This window comes from Patulibacter ginsengiterrae (assembly GCF_056269115.1).
The window spans coordinates 25962-45151 of record NZ_JBWDOG010000009.1 but is presented as its reverse complement, the minus strand read 5'-3'; the positions used below and the strand labels follow the sequence as shown (position 1 = coordinate 45151).

Annotated in this window: 18 protein-coding genes; 14 read left to right on the top strand and 4 right to left on the bottom strand. The window is 72.1% G+C overall.

The annotated features are described in order from the left end of the window. Positions 1-18: 18 nt before the first annotated feature. From ACVUH9_RS13380 to gmd, 4 genes are all read left to right on the top strand, one after another. A complete protein-coding gene (locus tag ACVUH9_RS13380) occupies positions 19-744 on the top strand; it encodes a class I SAM-dependent methyltransferase (protein WP_475757694.1) in 726 nt (241 codons plus the stop codon). Then, positions 737-2224, top strand: a complete 1488-nt coding sequence (locus tag ACVUH9_RS13375; protein ID WP_475757692.1) for a hypothetical protein — start codon at positions 737-739, stop codon at positions 2222-2224. The genes ACVUH9_RS13380 and ACVUH9_RS13375 overlap by 8 nt, the downstream gene beginning before the upstream one ends. A 127-nt stretch (positions 2225-2351) precedes the next feature. After that, positions 2352-2897: an acyltransferase gene (locus ACVUH9_RS13370; protein ID WP_475757690.1), complete on the top strand. Its 546-nt coding sequence runs from the start codon at positions 2352-2354 to the stop codon at positions 2895-2897. Positions 2898-2947: 50 nt separating this feature from the next. After that, complete coding sequence (gene gmd, locus ACVUH9_RS13365; RefSeq protein ID WP_475757688.1) at positions 2948-3913, top strand: GDP-mannose 4,6-dehydratase; 966 nt, start codon at positions 2948-2950, stop codon at positions 3911-3913. A 46-nt stretch (positions 3914-3959) separates the two neighbouring features. Here gmd and ACVUH9_RS13360 read toward each other — a convergent pair whose 3' ends face one another. Then, complete coding sequence (locus ACVUH9_RS13360; protein WP_475757686.1) at positions 3960-4679, bottom strand: class I SAM-dependent methyltransferase; 720 nt, start codon at positions 4677-4679, stop codon at positions 3960-3962. 65 nt (positions 4680-4744) lie between these two features. Between ACVUH9_RS13360 and ACVUH9_RS13355 the strand changes: the two genes are divergently transcribed. Next, positions 4745-5899: a glycosyltransferase family 4 protein gene (locus ACVUH9_RS13355; protein ID WP_475757684.1), complete on the top strand. Its 1155-nt coding sequence runs from the start codon at positions 4745-4747 to the stop codon at positions 5897-5899. Here the strand turns inward: ACVUH9_RS13355 and ACVUH9_RS13350 are convergent. Further along, positions 5878-7020 carry a glycosyltransferase family 4 protein gene (locus ACVUH9_RS13350; protein ID WP_475757682.1) on the bottom strand — a complete coding sequence of 381 codons (1143 nt, stop codon included), beginning with the start codon at positions 7018-7020 and terminating at the stop codon, positions 5878-5880. The genes ACVUH9_RS13355 and ACVUH9_RS13350 overlap by 22 nt on opposite strands. A 287-nt stretch (positions 7021-7307) precedes the next feature. On the opposite strand from ACVUH9_RS13350, the gene ACVUH9_RS13345 reads away from it, so the two are divergent. The 6 genes from ACVUH9_RS13345 to ACVUH9_RS13320 all read left to right on the top strand — a co-directional run bounded on the left by ACVUH9_RS13345 (position 7308) and on the right by ACVUH9_RS13320 (position 13046). Continuing rightward, entirely contained in the window at positions 7308-8063 is a 756-nt protein-coding gene (locus tag ACVUH9_RS13345) for a glycosyltransferase family 2 protein (RefSeq protein ID WP_475757680.1), read from the top strand. Positions 8064-8073: 10 nt separating this feature from the next. Then, on the top strand, positions 8074-8484 hold the full coding sequence (locus ACVUH9_RS13340; RefSeq protein ID WP_475757678.1) for a DUF2304 domain-containing protein: 411 nt from the start codon (positions 8074-8076) through the stop codon (positions 8482-8484). Next, on the top strand, positions 8481-9551 hold the full coding sequence (locus ACVUH9_RS13335) for a glycosyltransferase family 2 protein (RefSeq protein WP_475757676.1): 1071 nt from the start codon (positions 8481-8483) through the stop codon (positions 9549-9551). The genes ACVUH9_RS13340 and ACVUH9_RS13335 overlap by 4 nt, the downstream gene beginning before the upstream one ends. 53 nt (positions 9552-9604) lie before the next feature. Continuing rightward, complete coding sequence (locus ACVUH9_RS13330; RefSeq protein WP_475757675.1) at positions 9605-11083, top strand: DUF2142 domain-containing protein; 1479 nt, start codon at positions 9605-9607, stop codon at positions 11081-11083. Then, a complete protein-coding gene (locus ACVUH9_RS13325) occupies positions 11076-11765 on the top strand; it encodes a hypothetical protein (RefSeq protein ID WP_475757673.1) in 690 nt (229 codons plus the stop codon). Before ACVUH9_RS13330 ends, ACVUH9_RS13325 begins: the two co-directional genes overlap by 8 nt. A 108-nt stretch (positions 11766-11873) precedes the next feature. Next, positions 11874-13046 (top strand): matrixin family metalloprotease, encoded by a 1173-nt coding sequence (locus ACVUH9_RS13320; RefSeq protein WP_475757671.1) that lies wholly within the window; start codon positions 11874-11876, stop codon positions 13044-13046. A gap of 52 nt (positions 13047-13098) precedes the next feature. Here ACVUH9_RS13320 and ACVUH9_RS13315 read toward each other — a convergent pair whose 3' ends face one another. Continuing rightward, positions 13099-14097, bottom strand: a complete 999-nt coding sequence (locus ACVUH9_RS13315) for a glycosyltransferase family 2 protein (protein ID WP_475757669.1) — start codon at positions 14095-14097, stop codon at positions 13099-13101. Between the two features lie 114 nt (positions 14098-14211). Here ACVUH9_RS13315 and ACVUH9_RS13310 point away from each other — a divergent pair, with 114 nt between their 5' ends. Both ACVUH9_RS13310 and ACVUH9_RS13305 read left to right on the top strand, forming a co-directional pair. Further along, a complete protein-coding gene (locus ACVUH9_RS13310; protein WP_475757667.1) occupies positions 14212-15756 on the top strand; it encodes an oligosaccharide flippase family protein in 1545 nt (514 codons plus the stop codon). Further along, complete coding sequence (locus ACVUH9_RS13305) at positions 15753-16931, top strand: glycosyltransferase family 4 protein (protein ID WP_475757665.1); 1179 nt, start codon at positions 15753-15755, stop codon at positions 16929-16931. Before ACVUH9_RS13310 ends, ACVUH9_RS13305 begins: the two co-directional genes overlap by 4 nt. 183 nt (positions 16932-17114) lie before the next feature. Here ACVUH9_RS13305 and ACVUH9_RS13300 read toward each other — a convergent pair whose 3' ends face one another. Beyond that, positions 17115-17939, bottom strand: a complete 825-nt coding sequence (locus ACVUH9_RS13300; protein WP_475757663.1) for a hypothetical protein — start codon at positions 17937-17939, stop codon at positions 17115-17117. Positions 17940-18007: 68 nt separating this feature from the next. Here ACVUH9_RS13300 and ACVUH9_RS13295 point away from each other — a divergent pair, with 68 nt between their 5' ends. Continuing rightward, positions 18008-19174, top strand: a complete 1167-nt coding sequence (locus tag ACVUH9_RS13295; protein ID WP_475757661.1) for a glycosyltransferase family 4 protein — start codon at positions 18008-18010, stop codon at positions 19172-19174. The last annotated feature ends 16 nt before the right edge of the window (positions 19175-19190 follow it).

Below are 19190 nucleotides of genomic sequence, written 5' to 3'. Positions count from 1 at the left end.
ACTCTAGTATGGGTCGCCGTGCCTGCCCCCCGTGACGTCGATCTCGGCCTCGCCGCCTTCGTCGCCGAGTCTCCCGTCCACCGGCCTCCGATCCTCGATCAGGTGGCTCGCTTCGCAGCGTCGCTCCCGAGCGGCTCGGTCGTACTGGATGCCGGCGCAGGTCAGGCGCCGTACCGCAAGCTGTTCGCGCACTGCGACTACCGGACCCAGGACTGGCCCTCCTCACCGCACGAGCGGGCGAGCGACGCCGACATCGTGGCGGACCTTCGCAGCCTGCCCGTCGACGACAACAGCTTCGACGCCCTGCTGTGCACCGAGGTCCTCGAGCACGTCGAGACCCCGTGGGAGGCAGCCGCGGAGCTGCGCCGGGTCCTCAGGCCCGGAGGCCGGCTGCTCGTGACGGTGCCGTTCGTCGGGGAGCTTCACGAGGAGCCGCACGACCACTACCGGTACACGTCGCACGGCCTCCGCGGGCTGCTTGAGCGGGCGGGCTTCACCGTCGACGATGTCGTTCCCCTGACCGGCTACTTCCGCACGATCACGCACCTGCTGCGAATCGGCGGAACCGCGTTCCGACCGACCGATCGCGCCGCGACGTTGGCGACGCGGTTGCTCGCGTTCTCCCTGCTCGTGCTCTCCAAGCTGCTGGAGCGGCCGGCACGACGACTCGACCGCCTGGACCGTCGCCACGCGCTGCCGATCGGATGGGCCGCGAGCGCACACGTGCCGGACGCCCGTGACTGACCGGGCCTCCAACCGGCTCGGGGCCGGCGCCGCCACCGCGGTCGCCCAGGTCCTGTCGATGGTCGGGTCGTCGATCCTGGGGCTGCTGATCGCACGGGAGCTCGGGAGCAGCGGCGCGACCGACGGGTTCTTCGCCGCAAACACCGTCTACGGGATCGCGCTGTTCGCCGCCCAGAGCCTGCGGACGACAGCACCGGCGTCGCTGATCGACCGCCGCCACGGCAGCTTCGCCGCCCACGTCCGGTCGGTGGCCGTCCTCGCCGCCGCCGCGCTGCTGCTGTTCGCGGTCGTCGCGGCGGCGTCCGACGTCCTCCTGCCGGACGCCGCCGCCCGCACCTTGAGGACGGCGCTGCTGATCCTCGCCCCGGCGGCCGTGGCCCAGCTCTACGGCGGGCTGTTCGCCGCCCGCTGCGCCGTCCTCGGCAGCTTTGCGCTACCCGCCCTCGCCTACGCCCTGGGCACGATCGTCATGGCGCTGGCCTTCGTCGCGCTGAAATCGTCGCTGGGCGTCGACGCGATCCCGACGGCGGTTGCCCTCGGCGCCCTCCTCAGCGCCGGGGCAATGGCTCTCATCTGGCGCCGCGCCGAGGCGAGCGCTCCCGATCCAGCCGCCGAGGAGGCCTCCGCTCCCCGTGTGAGGTCGTTGACGGGACGGCTGTTGCGCGGCGCGGTCCCGATCCTCGCCAGCCAGGTCGTGATCAGCGTCTCCACGTTCGCGGCGGGCCACACCGGCTCGGGCAACGGCACCCTCTACACCTACGGGATGCTCGCGGTCGCCGTGCTCACGGCGGTCGTCGCCTCACCGGTCTCGATCGTGCTGGCCGCCGACGTCGCCCGTACCTGGGACCGTCGGCCGAGCACGCTCTCGCCGTTGGTCCTCGGCACCTTCCGACTCGGGGCCGCCCTGCTTCCGGCGCTCGCCATCCCCACCCTGTTGCTGGGACCGCCGCCCGCCCGCTTCGTGATGACGGCGCTCTCCTACGGAGACGTCGACCAGGTGTTCCTGATCGCCTCGATCTTGACTCCGGTCGTCCTCGCCACCCTGCTGTCGATGGTCCCGCTGGTGGGCACGATCGCCGCCGACACGGTCGGCCGGGCGGGTCTCTGGTCGTTCGTGGTCGCCGCCACCCACGCCGTCGCGGCCGTCCTGGTCGCGAACCTCGGCTCGCTCACCGGGCTCGCCGTCGAGAGCTTCTTCGCCTCGATCGCGCTCTCGGCCGTGCCGGTGGTCGTCGCGCTCCGGGGCGAGGCGCTCCCCGTCATCGCCGGCGCCTTCCGGGTCACGGGACTCGTCGCACTACCCGGCCCTGCGGCGGCGCTCGCCACCTGGCTCGCTCTCGGCGGGACGACGAGCTTCGAGACCGGGGCCGCCGCGACGATGGTCGGCCTGCTCGTCCACCTGGTCGCCGTCTGGTCATTCGCGCGACAGGACGTGCTCGCGCTGTTGCCGACGCGGTTGCGTCGCCGAACCGCCAGCTGACGTCTGCGGCGGACGACGGGGCGCACTTGGGATACTCGATCGATGTCGGATCCCCTCGATCAGCCGTTCTCCGATCGCGTTGCCGGCCGCCGCGCGACGACCGGGCGCTGACCGGACCGTGCCCCCGATGCTCCGTGCCCTCCTGCCGTTCGTCCCGCCGCCTGAGGCCGTCCTCAACGGGCTGGTGAACCGGCTGCCGTTCGCCGCCTGGAGACTCCGTCTCTACCGGCTGCTCGGCGTTCGCCTCGAGGATCCGCGGACAGGCGTGGTGATGCTGCGGACCGAGGTCTGGTTCCCGCGTGGGCTGGAGCTCGGCGCGCGAAGCATCGTCGGACGCCACGCGCTGCTCGACGCCCGCGGCGGGATCACGATCGGGCGCGACGTCAACATCGGCAGCTACTCCCGGTTCATGACCGCCAAGCATCTGGTGAACGACCCCGACTTCGAGGCCGCCTACGGTCCGATCGTCGTCGGCGACCGCGTGTGGATCGCGATGGGCGTCACGGTGCTGGGCGGGGTCACGATCGGCGAAGGCGCGGTCGTCGCCGCCAACGCCACCGTGACCAAGGACGTGCCGCCGTTCGCGATCGTCGGGGGCACGCCGGCCACCGTGATCGGCGAGCGGAGTCGGGATCTCCGGTACGAGCTGTCCTACCGGCCGAACTGGCTCTGAGGTCGGGGCGACGACGCCCGCCGCGGGGCCCGTCCCTTAGGCTCCCCGGCATGCCGAAGCGCGCCCTCATCACCGGAATCACCGGCCAGGACGGCTCGTATCTCGCCGAGTTGCTGCTCGAGCAGGGGTATGAGGTACACGGAATGGTGCGCCGCGCATCGACCGAGAAGTTCGATCGGATCGAGCACCTGCGCGACAAGGTCACCCTCCACCAAGGTGATCTGCTCGACCAGCGCTCGCTCGTCGACACGATGCGCGCGGCGAACCCTGACGAGATCTACAACCTCGCCGCGATGAGCTTCGTCGGGCTGTCCTGGGTCCAGCCAACCCTGACGGCCGACTTCACGGGCGTGAGCGTCACCCGGGTACTGGAGGCGATGCGCGAAGCCGCGCCGGAGGCCCGTTTCTACCAGGCGTCGTCGTCCGAGATGTTCGGCAAGGTCCGCGAGGTCCCGCAGACCGAGGAGACCCCGCTGTACCCGCGCTCGCCGTACGGCGTCGCCAAGGTCTACGGCCACTTCATCACCGTCAACTACCGCGAGTCGTACGACCTGCACGCGACGTCGGGGATCCTCTTCAACCACGAGTCCCCGCGCCGCGGCCTCGAGTTCGTGACCCGCAAGATCACGTGGCACGCTGCCGCGATCAAGCTCGGGCTGCGCAAGGAACTCGCGCTCGGCAACCTCGACGCCAAGCGCGACTGGGGTTACGCCAAGGACTACGTCAAGGCGATGTGGCTGATGCTGCAGCAGGACGCGGCCGAGGACTACGTCATCGCCACCGGCCAGACCAACACCGTGCGCGAGTGCGTGCAGGTAGCGTTCGACGAGGCTGGCCTGGGCGACTTCGAGCAGTACGTACGGATCGACCCGCAGTTCGTCCGACCGGCCGAGGTCGACCTGCTGATCGGCGACCCGAGCAAGGCCAAGAAGGACCTCGGCTGGGTCCCGGAGACCAGCTTCGAGGAGCTCATCCGCCTGATGACCCGGGCGGACCTGGAGCTGCTGTCCAAGTAAGGCCGTCTCGGCAGACGCCCGCGGGCGTCTGCCCCTTCTTGCCCCTCTACGTCACAATCTCACGGCGGTGCACCGCAGCCGGTTTGACCGCAGAGGCTTCGACATTCGTTGCCAGCAGACGCAATCCAGGAACGCGTGCCAAACCTCTGTTGAGACGCCACAACGCGTCGGCCCGCCGGGTTACTGAGGGATGATCGACCGTGAGCGGCAAGGAGTTCGTTCGCCGCACCCAGTTCGGCTCAAACCCCGCAGCTTCAAGGGCCCAGCGGGTCGATCGGACCCCCCAGAGGGTGTCGTGCACTCGCATGCCGTGGTACGGCAATCCCCCTATACGGGCGACAAACTCCAACAGCGACGTTCTATTCGGGAGCTTGTACACGAGGAGCGTCCCGCCCGGGCGCAGGACACGCCGAAGCTCGAGCAGCGATTCGAGCGGCTGCGCGACGTGCTCCAAAACGCCGCATGACAGCACAACATCGAACGTCTCATCGGGATACGGCAAGCTGATGGGGTCATCGGACCGCATGGCCGATAGGTCCGGGAAGAGTTCGAACGGGCGGACCTCCGTACCGTCAGCTTCCGGATCGAAATCAAAGGAATCGACTTGCGCCCCCTGATCCACCATCCGCTTCGAGAGCTGCCCTTCTCCGCAGCCCCAATCGAGGACTCGTCCGCTTCCGGCCGCCGCAACGGCCTCACGCGCGATTTCGTCGTACTCCCGCACCTGGAGCGCCGCCGTGAGGTTCGCATTGATGAGATTCGCCATCTGCCCAGGACGCTAGCGGCTGCTTCGGCCCCTCGTTCCCCGATGGGCCGCAATCCCCTCGTCTAATGCGCATCTGCCTCGTCTACGACTGCCTCTACCCCTGGACCGTGGGCGGGGCCGAGCGGTGGTACCGGAATCTCGCCGAGCGACTCGCCGCCGACGGTCACGAGGTCACGTACCTCACGTTGACGCAGTGGGATGCCGGCGACGCGCCCGAGCTGGAGGGCGTCGAGGTGATCCCCGTCGGGCCGCGGATGGAGCTGTACGTCGGCGACCGGCGGCAGATCGGGCCGCCGGTGCGGTTCGGCCTCGGGGTCTTCCTGCACCTGTTGCGGCACGGCCGACGCTACGACGTCGTCCACACCGCGTCGTTCCCCTACTTCTCGCTGCTCGCGGCCGCCGTCGCCCGGCCGCTCGGCCGGTTCCGGATCAGCTGCGACTGGCACGAGGTCTGGAGCCGCGAGTACTGGACCGAGTACCTCGGCGGGCTCGGCGGGCGGATCGGCTGGACGATCCAGCGGCTCTGCGCGTGGGTCCCGCAGACCGCCTACGCGTTCAGCCGGCTCCACGCCACCCGCCTCCGCGGCCTCGGCCTGCGCGGCGACGTCACCGTGCTCACCGGCGAGTACGCCGGGGCGCTCGAACCGCCGCCGGCCACGCCGCCCGCCGATCCGCCGACCGTCGTCTACGCCGGCCGGATGATCCCGGAGAAGCGGGCCTGGCTGGTCGTCGACGCGATCGCCGAGGCCCGGCAGCGGGTGCCAGACCTGCGGGGCCGGATCTTCGGGGCCGGGCCGGAGGCGGAGCGCGTCGCCGCGCGGATCGCCGAGCTCGGGCTGCAGGACGTCGTCGAGATGCCCGGGTTCGTCGACGCGGAGGTGATCGACGAAGCGATGCGGACCGCGCTCTGCGTCGTCCAGCCGTCCTCCCGCGAGGGATACGGGATGGTCGTCGTCGAAGCCTCCGCCCACGGAGTCCCCGCGATCGTCGTCGCGGGCGAGGACAACGCCGCGGTCGAGCTGATCGACGAGGGCCGCAACGGGTTCGTCGCCGCCGAGCCGACCGGCCCCTCGATCGGTGCGGCGATCGCATGCTGTCACCAGCAGGGCGAGGCGCTGCGCACCGGCACCCGCGAGTGGTTCGCGGAGAACGCCGAACGACTCTCGATCGACAGCTCCCTGCGGACCGTCGCCGCCGGCTACGCCAGCGCCCGCTCGTAGCTGCGGACGGTCTGCACGGCCGTCCGCTCCCACGAGAAGCTCTGCGCCCGCGCCAGCCCGCGGGCGCTGAGCTGCTCGCGCAGCCGCTCGTCCCCCAGCAGCCGCTCGATCGCCCCCCGGATCGCCGCCGGATCGGCCGGATCGAAGAGCAGCGCCGCGTCACCGGCGACCTCGGGCATCGACGCCCGATCCGCGCAGGCCCCCGGCACCCCCCGCGCCATCGCCTCCAGCACCGGCAGCCCGAAGCCCTCGTAGAACGACGGGAAGACGTGCCCCGCGCACGCCCGCCACAGCCCCTCGACGTCCGCCTGCGGCAGCCAGCCGGGGAACCGCACGTCGTCACCGACATTACGGGCCGCAGCACGGAGCAGCAGCGCCGGTTCGTGCTCGGTCGCGTAGCCCGGAACGACCAGCAGCGGACGGCGCTCCGGCGGCATGCCCGCCAGCGCGTCAATCAGGCCCTCGACGTTCTTGTGCGGCCGTTTCGCCGCCATACTCAGCAGGATCGGACGATTACCGAGGCCCAGCCGCGCACGGAGCGCGCTCTCCGGAGTGACCGGGCTCCCGACGGCAGGCAGCGTCGTCGCCTGGTGCACGACGTCGATCGTGTCCGCCGCCCTCCCCACCGACCGGACGATGTCGTTCTTCGTCGACCGCGAGATCGCGATCACCCGCCGCGACGCGTGGATCGCCGCCGGCACCAGCACCCGCATCCCGAGGCCCCGCAGCCCGAAGTGCGCGTCCGGCGCTACCGCGTAGTGCAGGTCGTGGACCGTCGTCACGCGCGGCGGCCCGCCGGCCAGCCGCCCCGGGCCGGTCGAGGCGAGGCTGTGGACCAGGTCCGCGCCGAGCTCGCTCGCCAGCCGCGGCACGTGGCGCTGCTCGCCCCAGATCCACTGCTTGCGGTCCCGCGCGTCGACGTCGGCGACGACCGAGCGGACCGCACCGCTCCACGGCGCGTCGCGGTCCTCTGCTGCCACCCGGTTGATGATCGCGACCGGCTCGATGCCGTCGATCGCGGCCAGCCGCGGCAGCAGCTCACGCGCGTAGACCTCCATCCCACCGGTCTCACCGGGCACCAGGTAGATCAGGTTCAGTGCGAGACGCAGAGCGGAAGACACGGCGCCGGCATCGTCGCACGGCGGCTCGGGAGACCGCGCGTCGCGGTTCCGGGCACCCCGGCACCGGGCACCGCGGGGAGTGCGTGACGTGGCTGCGCGGCACGCGTCTCGCCACCGCCGACCCCTACCCGGCGCCGCCTGCCGGCATCGGCGACGGGCACCGCGACCTGTCGATGACGCGTCGCCGCGCGGACATCAACTACTCTGCGGCTCGGTTCTCGCGCGCGGCAGCAGCGCCTCGGCCGCGCGGGGGTTCCGCGCGCCCGCTTGCGAGGCCCTCCTCCGGCATGTCCAAGAATCTCGCCATCGTCCCCGCGTACAACGAGGTGGACGCGATCGCCGCGACCGTCGCGGATCTGCGCGCGAACGCGCCCGACTTCGACGTGGTCGTCGTCGACGACGGGTCGACCGACGCCACCGGCGAACGGGCCCGAGCGGCCGGCGCCGAGGTCGTGCTGCTGCCCTTCAACCTCGGGATCGGCGGGGCGGTCCAGGCCGGCTACCTCTACGCCCAGGAGCAGGGCTACGACGTCGCCGTCCAGGTCGACGGGGACGGGCAGCACGCCGCCGAGGAGATCCACAAGCTGCTGCGCCACCTCCAGGCGCACCCCGAGCTGAACATGGTCACCGGATCGCGGTTCATGACCGACGATCGCAACGGCTTCCAGTCGTCGGCGGCCCGTCGGGTCGGGATCCGCTTCTTCAGCGTCCTGCTCTCCACGATCACCCGCCAGAAGGTCACCGACCCGACGTCGGGCTTCCGGATGTGCGACCGCACGGCGATCGAGCTGTTCGCCCGCGACTACCCGCACGACTACCCCGAGGTCGAGGCCGTGCTGATGCTGCACGCCCACCGACTCTCGCGGGAGGAGGTCCCGGTCACGATGCGGGCCCGGACGACCGGCGCCTCGTCGATCCGGCCGTGGCACTCCGGGCTCTACATGGTCAAGGTGCTGCTGGCGATCTCGATCGGGCTGCTGCGGGCACGACCCAACGTCGAGGCGGGGGACCCCGCCGCGGTCACCGGCGAACACGGGATCTAGGCGAACAGACGTGCAGACCCAACTCCAGATCGTCTCGATCATCGTCAGCCTCGGGCTGCTGCTGATCGTCTTCGAGCTCGTCCGGCGCCGCCGGTTGCTCGAGCGCTACGCGCTGCTGTGGCTGTTCACCGCCGTCGTGCTGCTCGGCCTGTCCGTCTGGGGCGACCTGCTCAACCAGGTCTCCCGGGCGATCGGCATCACCTACGGGCCGTCGGCCCTGTTCGCCGTCGCGCTCGGGTTCATGACGATGCTGCTGCTGCACTTCTCGATCGTGATCTCGCGGCTCGGGGAGCAGAACAAGGTGCTGGCCCAGAGCGTCGGGTTGCTCCAGCGACGGCTCGAGCATCTGGAGCGACGCTCCGACGAGCCGGCCTCCGGGGACGAGGCCGCGACCGGCTCCGACGCCGACCACGCCCGGTGAGCACCACACCCACGGCCACGACCACGGCCGCCGCGCAGGACACGTCCGACCCGGCGATCGCCGTCGTGATCGTCACCTACAACAGCGCCGGTGACGTCCACGCGACGCTCGCCGCACTCGCCGACCAGCTGCGCGAGTCGGACGAGCTGCTCGTCGTCGACAACGGCTCGACCGACGGGACGGCCGACGTCGTCCGCCGTGAGCTGCCCCGCGCGCGGGTGATCGAGACCGCGCGCAACGCCGGGTTCGCCGAGGGTTGCAACATCGGCGTCGACGCCAGCCACGCCGAGCTGGTGCTGCTGCTGAATCCGGACACGGTCCCCCAGCACGGCTTCCTCGACGAGCTGCGAGCGATCGCCGCGAGCCACCCGAGCTGGGGCACCTGGCAGGCCCTGGTGACGCTGCCCGGCGGGACCGTGGTCAACACCCAGGGCAACCTCGTCCACTTCCTCGGCTTCGGCTGGGCCGGCGGCAACGGGCGGCCGGTCAGCGAAGCGCCGGCCCAGCCGGTCGAGGTCGGCTTCACGTCCGGCGCCGCGATGATCGTGCGCCGTGAGGCCTGGGCGTCCGTCGGGGGCTTCCAGCCGCACTACTTCATGTACGGCGAGGACCTCGACCTGTCGCTGCGGCTGCGGCTGCGGGGATGGGGTGTCGGCATCGCCCCCGCCGCCCGCGCCACGCACGACTACGAGTTCACCAAGGGCGACTACAAGTGGTTCCACCTCGAGCGCAACCGCTGGTGGACGATCGTCGGCAGCTACCCGTCGCGCCTGCTGTGGCTGCTGCTGCCGGCCCTGCTCGTCTTCGAGCTGGCGCTGCTGCCGCTGGCCTGGCGGGCGGGCTGGCTGGGGCCCAAGCTGCGGGCGCAGCGACGGGTCGTGCGCGACCTGCCGGCGATGCTGCGGCACCGACGGGCCGTCCAGGCCGCGGCGACCGTCGACGCCCGGGCCTTCGCCGCCGGCCTGACCAGCAGCCTCGATTCCCCGTTCCTCGCCGCCGCCAACGCGATCCCCGGCGTGGCCGGGGCGCAGGGGCTGTTCTGGCGCATGGTCCAGCGGCTGCTCTGAGCGGTCGCTCAGCGGGTCGCTCCACCTGGGGTCCTTGTTACCATCCGCGACTCGTGAACGCTTCTCCTTCGCGCCTAGGGCGCTGGCGACGGTCCGTCCCGGCGCCACTAGCGGCGCTGCTGCTCGCCGTTCTTGCGCTTGGCCTGGCGTGGAACCTCGTCCTTCCCGCCAACCAGGCTCCCGACGAGCTCTCCCACATCGGGTACGCCCAGCACCTCGCCGAGACCAGCTCGCTCCCAGGGCACGACCCCACGGGACAGATGATCTCGACCGAGGAGCAGCTGGCCCTGGACTCCTCCAACGGGGTCAACGCCGCCGCGCTGCTCGAAGTCGACATGAACTGGAGCGCCCAGGCGTTCGACCAGTGGCGCCGCGCCAGCGACGCGCTGCCGGCGAGCGACCGAACCAACGGCGACGGCCCGAACCCGGCGTCGGGCAACCCGCCGCTCTACTACCTGACCGTCGTTCCCGCCTACCTGCTCGGCGCCGGCGGCGACTTCTTCACCCGCCTGACCCTGATGCGGCTGGTCTCGCTGCTGTGGCTGCTCGTCGCCGTTACCGGCGCCTGGCTGCTCGCGGGCGAGCTCTTCAAGCGCAACCGGCTGATGCAGCTCGGCGTGGCCGGCTTCGTCGGCCTGGCGCCGATGAACCAGTTCATCTCCAGCTCGGTCAACCCCGACGCCGCCGTCTTCGCCAGCTGGGCCCTGACGATGTGGCTCGCGGTCCGGCTGCTGCGACGGGGGATCAGCACGAAGGGCGTGCTGGCCCTGTTCCTGACCGTCGGCGCCGCCTGCGTGATCAAGGCGACCAGCCTCGCGCTCGTCCCCGCCGTCCTGGTCGTCTTCCTGATCGCGCTGCTCCGGGCCCGGCGCAAGCCCGAGCCCGCCAGCGCCGGCGAGCTGGCCGGCACGATCGGGCTGGCCGGCGTCGGCCTCGGGGCGACCTTCGGCGTCTGGACGCTGATCTCGCGCCTGTCGGGGACGGCCGCCTCGGCGCAGGCCGCCGACGTGACCCAGGGCGGGCTCGACGTCAGGGAGTTCCTCTCCTACCTCTGGCAGTTCTACCTGCCCAAGCTGCCGTTCCAGGACCCGATCCCCAGCCAGGCCCCGCTGCCGGTCTACGAGTTCTTCGTCAAGGGGTCCTGGGGCGCCTTCGGCTGGCTCGAGGTCCTGTTCGCGAACTGGGTCTACGTGCTGCTGGCGGTCCTGACCGTCGCGGTCGGCGCGCTCGCCGTGCTTGGCCTGTGGAGGGACCGCCGCGGGCTCGACTGGGCGATCGTCGCGTTCTTCGTCCTGATCGCCGGGGCGCTGCTCGCCGGCCTCCACCTGACCGAGTACCAGAAGGGCCGCACCTCGTTCATCCAGGGCCGTTACCTGCTGCCGCTCGCCCCGCTCGCCGGGCTCGCCTTGATGCGGGCCGTGCGCTGGGTCCCGGTGCCGCGTCAGAGCGCGCTCGTCGGCGCGTCGATCGCCGGCCTGCTCGTGCTCAACCTGTTCTCGCTCGGCCTCGTCCTGGACCGCTTCTATGCGTAGGTCGACGTCGGCCTTCCTCGGTGTCGTGCTCGTCGGCGTGGTCGGGTTCATCGTCCTCGCCTGGACCACGACGACCCGCGACGCCTTCTCGCTCAACGCCCCGCGAAGCACCCCCGCCGTCGTGGTGAAGGCGGGCCAGGAGGCCTGCCAGACGCCGGTCGACGTGCCCGTCGGCGGAGCGTTCAACGCGGTCAACCTGCAGATCGGCACCTACCACCGTCCCGGTCCGGCGATCGACGTCAGCGTCCACGACCAGCGGGGCCGCGTCCTGGCCCGGCGCACGTTCCCCGCCGGCTACCCCGACCTCAGCCGGCCGGACATCGACCTCGGCCAGCGCTTCGACGGCCGCGGCTACCGCGTCTGCTTCCGCAACCGGGGCCCGCACAAGATCGCGATCTACGGCACCGGCGGCGCCGCCGTGGGGTACTCGGAGGTCGAGATCGACGGCGAGGCCGTCCCGTTCGACATGGCCCTGGTCTTCAAGCGCGACTCGCACTCGGTGGGCTCGATCGCGGGCACGATCGGCGACCGGGCCACGCTCTTCCGCTCGCCCCGCCTCTCCGGCACCGTCTACATCGGCCTGCTCGTGCTGCTGCTCGCCGCCGCTGGCGGCGGCCTGTTCGTGGCGCTGCGCCGCTCGGAGCCCGTCCCGAGCTCCGACGAGGCCGACCGGACGGCGTAGAACCGGCACTGGACGGTGGGCTAGCCGAAGGTTGTGAACCCGGCGTCACCACCCGGACACACGACCTATACAGACGCCGAGATCACGCCGATAGCGTGGATCGCACCCATGGCTATCCATCCCGTCCTGAGAACCGTCCCACCCCTCCTCCTCGCCCTCGCGATCGGTGCTTCGAGCGCCCAGGCCGCGCCGCTCAGCGCCTCCGCGCTGAAGGCGAAGAACGACAACATGTGCACCGACGCGGGCACGATGGCGAAGGGCCTCGGGGGCGGCGGCGCCTCGGGCGTCCGCCGCACCTCGGGTCCGGCCACGCGGACCACCCTCTACCTGCCTGACGCCGCCTACGCCGTCCGGCGCTGCTCCCCTGCCGGCCGGTTCGAGGGGGCGAAGCTCTACGAGCTCCGCACCACGACCAAGGACCGCCAGGAGTACGTCCTCGGCACCTCGATCGAGCCGCGGCCCGACGGTAGCCTGACCACGACCCACCTCGACTACATCTCCCCCGCGGATCCGCAGGCCGAGCAGAAGTGGGCCGCGGCGCACAAGAGCGGACCGACGGTCGAGCCGCCCGACGACGCGCGCCTCCTCACGGACAAGCAGCCGCAACCCCCGGCGCCCCGCCAGAGCCGCAGCCAGGATCCGGCCAAGTGCTTCAACAACAGCTACAACACGATCGTCAACTGGCCCAACGACGCCAACGTGCACAGCTGGTGGCCCGCCCGCGGATACACCTACTACACGAACCTCTGGAACGCGAGCTGGGACAACCTGGTCGGGGGCGGCATGGCCACCATCGACGGCCGTTGGAATTCCTGTGGATTCGCGATCAACCCGCGGACCGCATCCAGCTGGGGCGGGTCCGTTCCCGGGGCGACGTTCAACCCCGACGACACGATGAACGTCGTCACCATCGGCGGTGCGCCGCAGATCTCGCAGCCTAGGCCCACCGGCTGCGGGGCCGGGGCCTCGACCCTGGCCTGCCAGGCCTCGCGCGCGGTCTGGGCCGCGTCTCCCGGTCCCGGCGGGCAGAACGTCCAGGTCCTGAACTCCGACATCCTCTTCAACGCGGACCACTGCTGGGCCGACGGAGCCATCCCCGGGTGCTACGACGTCTGGTCGGTTGCCGCCCACGAGTTCGGCCACGCCTACGGCCTCGGCCACGTCAGCGGGGGCTCGTACGACTACGCGCTGATCATGTACCCGACGAGCAACCCAGGCACCGCCGAGGGCCGCTACAACGCCCAGGGCGATCTGACCGGCATCGGGGTCCTCTACCCGTGATCGGTCGCTGAGACGCGGGACGCGCGCCCCGACCCTCGGTCGGGGCGGGCGCTCAGCGCGCGACGGCCCGCACCCGGCGACGCACCGGATCGCGGCCGTCGGGGCGAGGCACGGTGCGGCCGCGCAGCGCGTGGACGACGCCCCGCCAGGCGGGCTGCCGCGAAGCGGTGACGATGCCGCGGTGCGCCGGGACCCAGCGGGTCAGCGGCTCGTACAGCCGCAGCGCGACGTACGACACCAGCAGCGACGAGGCCAGCGCTGCTCGGACCACGCGGTCCGAGCGACCACGCTCGACGAAGTACGTCCGCGCGCTATCGAGATACCGCAGCGGCGGCACCCCGACCGCCTCGTCCCCGCCCCGGTGCAGATGCAGGACGCGCGCCCGCGGGACCAACGCGACCCGCCAGCCGGCCTCGTGCAGCCGGCGCTGCCACTCGGTCTCCTCGAAGTACATGAAGTAGCGCTCGTCGAACCGCCCGACGGCGTCCCACGCCTCGCGCCGGAACGCCATCACCGCGCCCATCACGTGCAGCGGCTGGACCCCGTCCTCGTGCTCGGCGACCGAGAGCGAGCTCGGGTGCCGGACCACCCGCTCGAGCAGGAACTGCGCGTAGACGAGCGGGATGCAGATCGACATCCAGGTCGACCACAGCGTCGGGAACCGGCGGTGCCCGGAGCGCTGCACGTTGCGGTGCCGGTCCAGCACGACCGGCGCCGACATGCCGACGCCCGGACGGCGAGCGGCCTCGGCGAGCGCGTCGAGCGCTCCAGGTTGAACCTCCGTGTCCGAGTTCAGGACCACGATCACGTCGGCCTCCGGGGACGCCTCCGCCACGCAGCGGTTGACCCCGGTCGCGAAGCCGCCGTTGAGGCCCGTCTCCACCAGCCGCACGCCCTCGAGCTCGCGCAGCTCGGTCAGCGTGACCTCCGACGACCCGTTGTCGACGATCAGGACCTCGAACGCCTCCGACGGTGAGCAGGCCAGCACCGAGCGTGCGCAGTTGGCCGTCAGGTCCGGCGTCTCGTAGTTGATGATCGCGACCGCCAGCATGGCTGGCCATGATGACAGGGGCCGGTTTCGTCCCGAGCCGCGAGCGCGCGGCCGGTCGGGCGGGCGTTCGCGCACTCGCGACCCACCGCACCCGAGTCTGCGACCCTTCCCGGCGTGTCGGCCGATCCACCCCACGTCGCCACCGCTGGCGTCGCTTCCCCCGATGACGACGCCCACCTGCGCAGCACCGACGCAGGGGCGGTAGCCGCCACCGGCGGCGTCGTCCGGTTGCAGATGCGGGTCGTCGGCCTGCTGCTGTCGCTCGGGGCTTCGGTCCTGATCATCCGGTACCTGTCGGAGGCCGACTTCGGCCGGCTCTCGCTGATCATCGCGCTCGTCACGATCGTCTCGGGGATCAGCGACCTCGGGCTCTCCGGGGTCGGGATCCGGGAGTGGATCCGCCGCGACGCGGACGAGCGCAAGCTGCTGCTGGCGGATCTGCTCGGCCTGCGGATCGTCGCCACCGCCGTCGGTGGAGTGATCGCGTTGATCGTCGCGCTCGCCGCCGGGTACGGCCAGGTGGTCGTCGTCGGCATGTGCTTCGCGATGGTCGGCGTGGCCTTCAACGCGATCCAGGCCGCCCTGACGATCCCGCTGATCGCCCAGCTCCGGCAGGGCCTGGTCGGCGCCCTCGAGCTGCTGTCGGTCGCCGTCCAGGCGGTCCTGCAGGTGATCCTCGTGCTGGTCGGCGCCGGCGTGATCCCGCTCGCCGCGGCGATGATCCCCGCCGGCCTCGCGGGCGTCTTCGCCGTGATCCTGCTCTCCGAGGGCCAGCTCCCGTGGCCGCGCTTCCACCTGACCCGACTGAAGGCGCTGCTGCGCGAGTCGGCCGCGTTCGCCGCAGCGGGTGCGGTCAGCGTCGTCTACCTGCGGGCGCCGGTCCTGATCGGCCCCGGGTACCTCTCCCCCAGCGAGTTCGGCTCGTTCTCCGTCGCCTTCCGGGCGATCGAGCCGCTCACGATGCTGCCGTCGATGCTGACCGGTGCCCTGTTCCCGATCCTGACCCACGCCGCGCTCCACGACCGCGCGCGGCTCTCGCGCGGCTACGACCTGTTGTGGCGATCGACGGCGACGATGGGCGCGTTCTGCGCGGCCGGGGTGATCGGCATCGCCCCGCTGATGACCCTGATCTTCACCGGGAAGAGCAACGCGATCACCACCGACGCGCTGGTGATCCTCGGCTGCGCGCTCGGGGCGCTGTTCGTCGGAGCCGCCGGGATGTGGATGCTGCTGGCCGAGCGCCGCTACCGCGCCGTGCTCTCGATCAACGTCGTGGCCCTGACCGGCAACGTCGCCCTGACCGTCGTGGCCGGCGAGTGGCTCGGCTCGCACTGGTTTGCGATCGGGATCCTGGTCTCGGAGATCATGATCGCGCTGGCCGCCGACTGGGTCGTCCGTCGTGGCCTGCGCGAGAGCGGCCACCCGCTGCCCGTCGGCCCGCTCTCCCACCTGATCAAGGTGGCGATCGCGGTCGCCGCCGCGCTCGCCGCCTTCCTGCTGACGCAGGATCTGTTCCCGCTCGTGCCCTTCGTCGCCACCACGGTCGTCGCCAGCGCCGTCCTGTTGCTGACCCGGGCCGTCCCCGAGGAGCTGCTCGCGCTCGGGCGCTCGGCCGTCCAGCGACTGCTCCGTCGCTCCTCGGACGGTATGGGAGGATGAGCGGCTTGAACGTCGCCGCGTACCACCATCTGCCGACCGGAGGCGCCCTACGGGTGCTCGCCGAGTGGGCGCGCCACACCACGGCCGACCAGGTCACGATCTACACCCCGGACGCGAGCGTCCACGGGTTCGCCGGCTTCCCGGACCACGTTCGCGTCCAGGAGGTCCACGTCCCGGGCCCGTTCGCCGGGCTCCCCGCGGCGATCGGCCTCGCCCGCTCCGGTCCGGCGGGCCGGCGCGTCGCCCGCCAGATCGACGCCGCCGGGCACGACGTCGTGCTGGTCCTCCCCAGCCGGCTCACGCAGTCGCCGTCGCTCCTGCACCATCTGAGGACGCCGCACGTCTACTACGCCCCGGAGGCGCTGCGGGCCGCGTACGAGGACCCGATGCTGGTCTACCCCGGCGACGACTGGAAGATCCGCCTGACCCGGGCCGGCGGCAACCCGATCGAGCGGGCCCGCAAGATCCTCGATCGCCGGGCCGCCCGCAGCGCGGCGTACGTGATCACGCACTCCGCGTTCACGCGCGAGGACCTGCGCCGGAACTACGGCGTCGAGTCCGAGGTGCTGCACCTGGGGGTCGACCTGGAGGCCTTCCAGCCCGTCCCCCCGACCGCCGAGGACACGAGCGAGCCGTACCTGCTCTCGGTCGGCGCCCTACATCCGTTGAAGGGCCACGACCTCGTCATCGACGCGGTCAGCCGCCTGCCCGCCGAGCACCGTCCGCAACTCGTGATCGTCGGCGACCGCGGCAACGAGGGACCGGCGCTGGAGGCCCAGGCCACCCGTCTCGGCGTCGACCTCGACCTGCGTCACGGGGTGCCGTTCCCCGAGATCGTCACGCTGATGCAGCACGCGACGGTCGTCGTCTGCGCGCAGATCCGCGAGCCCTTCGGCCTCGTCCCGCTCGAGGCGATGGCCTGCGCCCGGCCGGTCGTCGCCGTCGACGACGGTGGCCTGCGCGAGTCGGTCCGCCACGAGCAGACCGGCCTCCTCGCTCCGCGCGACCCGCAGCTGATGGCCGACGCGCTGCGGCGACTGCTCGACGATCCTGCCCTCCGCCAGCGCTTCGGTGCCGCCGGGCGCGCCGACGTCGAGGCCAACTGGCGCTGGGACGGCTACGCCCGCAACGTCGACCGGGTCCTGGCCGAACGGGCCGCGCGCGGCGGCCGCTGACCGGCGCATAGCCTCCCGGTGCCTGACGAGGGCCGGATGGCTCTCCCACACCGCGACCGCGCTGCCCGGAGTCGACGACGAGGTCACGACGGCGGTCGACCCGGTCACCGTCTCGCGGCCGGCGACCAGAGGCGCGGCCCGCGACGGGGGAGCCACCGGCCGCGCGATGACGACGACCCGGCCTCAGCGACCGCCGGCCGCGGTCACCGTGATCGGGGTGGTCTGCAGCGGGATCGCCTTGAAGGTGATGCTCCCGTTGGCGCCCGGGCTGGCGCAGGTCGCCACGACGGTCAGGCTGTAGATCCCCGGCGTCAGCGTCGACCAGACCTTGCCGCTGCCGGCCTGCGTCTGGCCCGGGGCGATCTTGTAGGTGCTCGCCTCGCCGGTGCTCCCGCCCGTGTTCGGCACGTTCGACCAGACCCCGCCGACGAACTGGGTCCAGCCGTTGCCGGAGCCGTAGGTCAGGACCGCGTTGCCGGTGTTGGTGATGTGGAACGGGATCGTCCCGCCGGCGGCGACGCTCGCGACGTCGGCCGTGAGCGTGCCCGAGGGCACGCACGGGCCGGACGACGGGGCGGGCGTGGATTCGGGGGCCTCCGCGTCGGCGGTCACCAGCCGGGTCGTCCAGCGTCGCTTGCCGACCTGGACCTGGACCCGGTACTGCACGCCCGCGCCGTCGGCGACGCGAAAGCGGACCGTCCCCTGGCGGAGGCTCTTGCGGGCGACGGTCCCCGCCTTCTCGCCCCCGGACGCGGCCCGCGTGACCGTGACCTTCGCCGTCGGCCGTGCGCCCCGCTGCGACCCCTGCGGCCGCACGCTGACCGCGAGCTTCGTGCCCCCGGCGACGCTCGCCTTCGCGCCCCCGCCCGGGATGCTGATCCGCAGCCCCTGGGAGGTCACGACCTTCGCGGGCGTGGTGGCCGCCGTCGCGCTCGCGACCACGGTCGCCGTCGTCACCGCGCCGACGGCGACCGCGGCCATCAGTGACCGATATCTCACAGGGTTCATCGCTTGAACCTAACGCCGAGACGGTCCCGACGCCACAACCATCCGTCGCCCTGGCATCCTCCGGAGCCGTGCCCGACGCCTCCCCGCGCCATATCGGCCTGAACCTGCTGTACCTCGTGCCCGGCGAGGTCGGCGGCAGCGAGATCTACGCCCACCAGCTCGTCGACGCGCTCGGGCGGGCGCGGCCGGACTTCCGGTTCACCGCCTTCGCCGGTCGCGAGGCGACCCCGTCGCTGCGGGCCCAGGGCTGGCCGGCCAACGTCCGCGTCCACCAGATCCCGGTCGACGCCCGCAACAAGCCGGCCCGGGTCGCCGCCGAGGTCGCGCTGCTGCCCGGGGCCGCCGCCCGCGCCGGGGTCGACCTGCTGCACTCGTTGGGCACCACGTCGCCGCCGGTGGTGCCCGGCCGCCCGAGCGTCGTCACGATCCTCGACCTGATCTACGAGGCCTACCCCGACACCTTCCCGACGCCGGCCCGGCTCGGGCTCAAGGCGCTGGTCGGCCCCGCCGCCCGCCGGGCCACGCGGGTGATCACGATCTCCGAGGCAGTCAAGCGCGACGTCGTCGAGCGGCTGCGCGTGCCCGCCGAGCGCGTCGATCCGGTCCTGCTCGGTCGCGGGATGCGGGCCGCGCCGGACCCGACCCCCGCCGCCACGCTGCGCCAGCAGCTCGACCTCGGTGACGGCCGGCTCGCGCTCTGCGTCTCGGCCGCGCTCGTCCACAAGAACATCCCCCGCCTGCTGGAGGCGTTCGCCGTCCTCGGCGCGGGATTCGAGGACGTCCGACTCGTGATCGCCGGGCACCAGGGCCGCGAGCAGGAGCGGCTGACCGCCGAGATCGCCCGGCTCGGCCTGAGCGAGCGCGTCGTCCTGACCGGCTGGATCGAGGACGCCGACCTCGAGGGGCTCTACGCCGCCGCCGACGTCTGCGTCTACCCGTCGCTCTACGAGGGCTTCGGGATGCCGGTCCTCGAGGCGATGGTCCGCGGCGTGCCGCTGGCCTGCTCCAACGCCACCTCGCTGCCCGAGGTCGCCGGGGACGCTGCCGTCCTCTTCGACCCGACTGATCCCGACGCGATCGCGGCCGCCGTCCGGAAGATCCTCAGCGACCCCGAGCAGGCCGCACGGCTGCGGACGCTCGGCCGCGCCCAGGCCGCCACGTTCACGTGGGAACGGTGCGCCGAGGGCGTCCTGGCGGTCTACGACCGCGCGCTCGCCGCGTCGGCTCGCGGCTGAGTCCTGGCGACGCCAG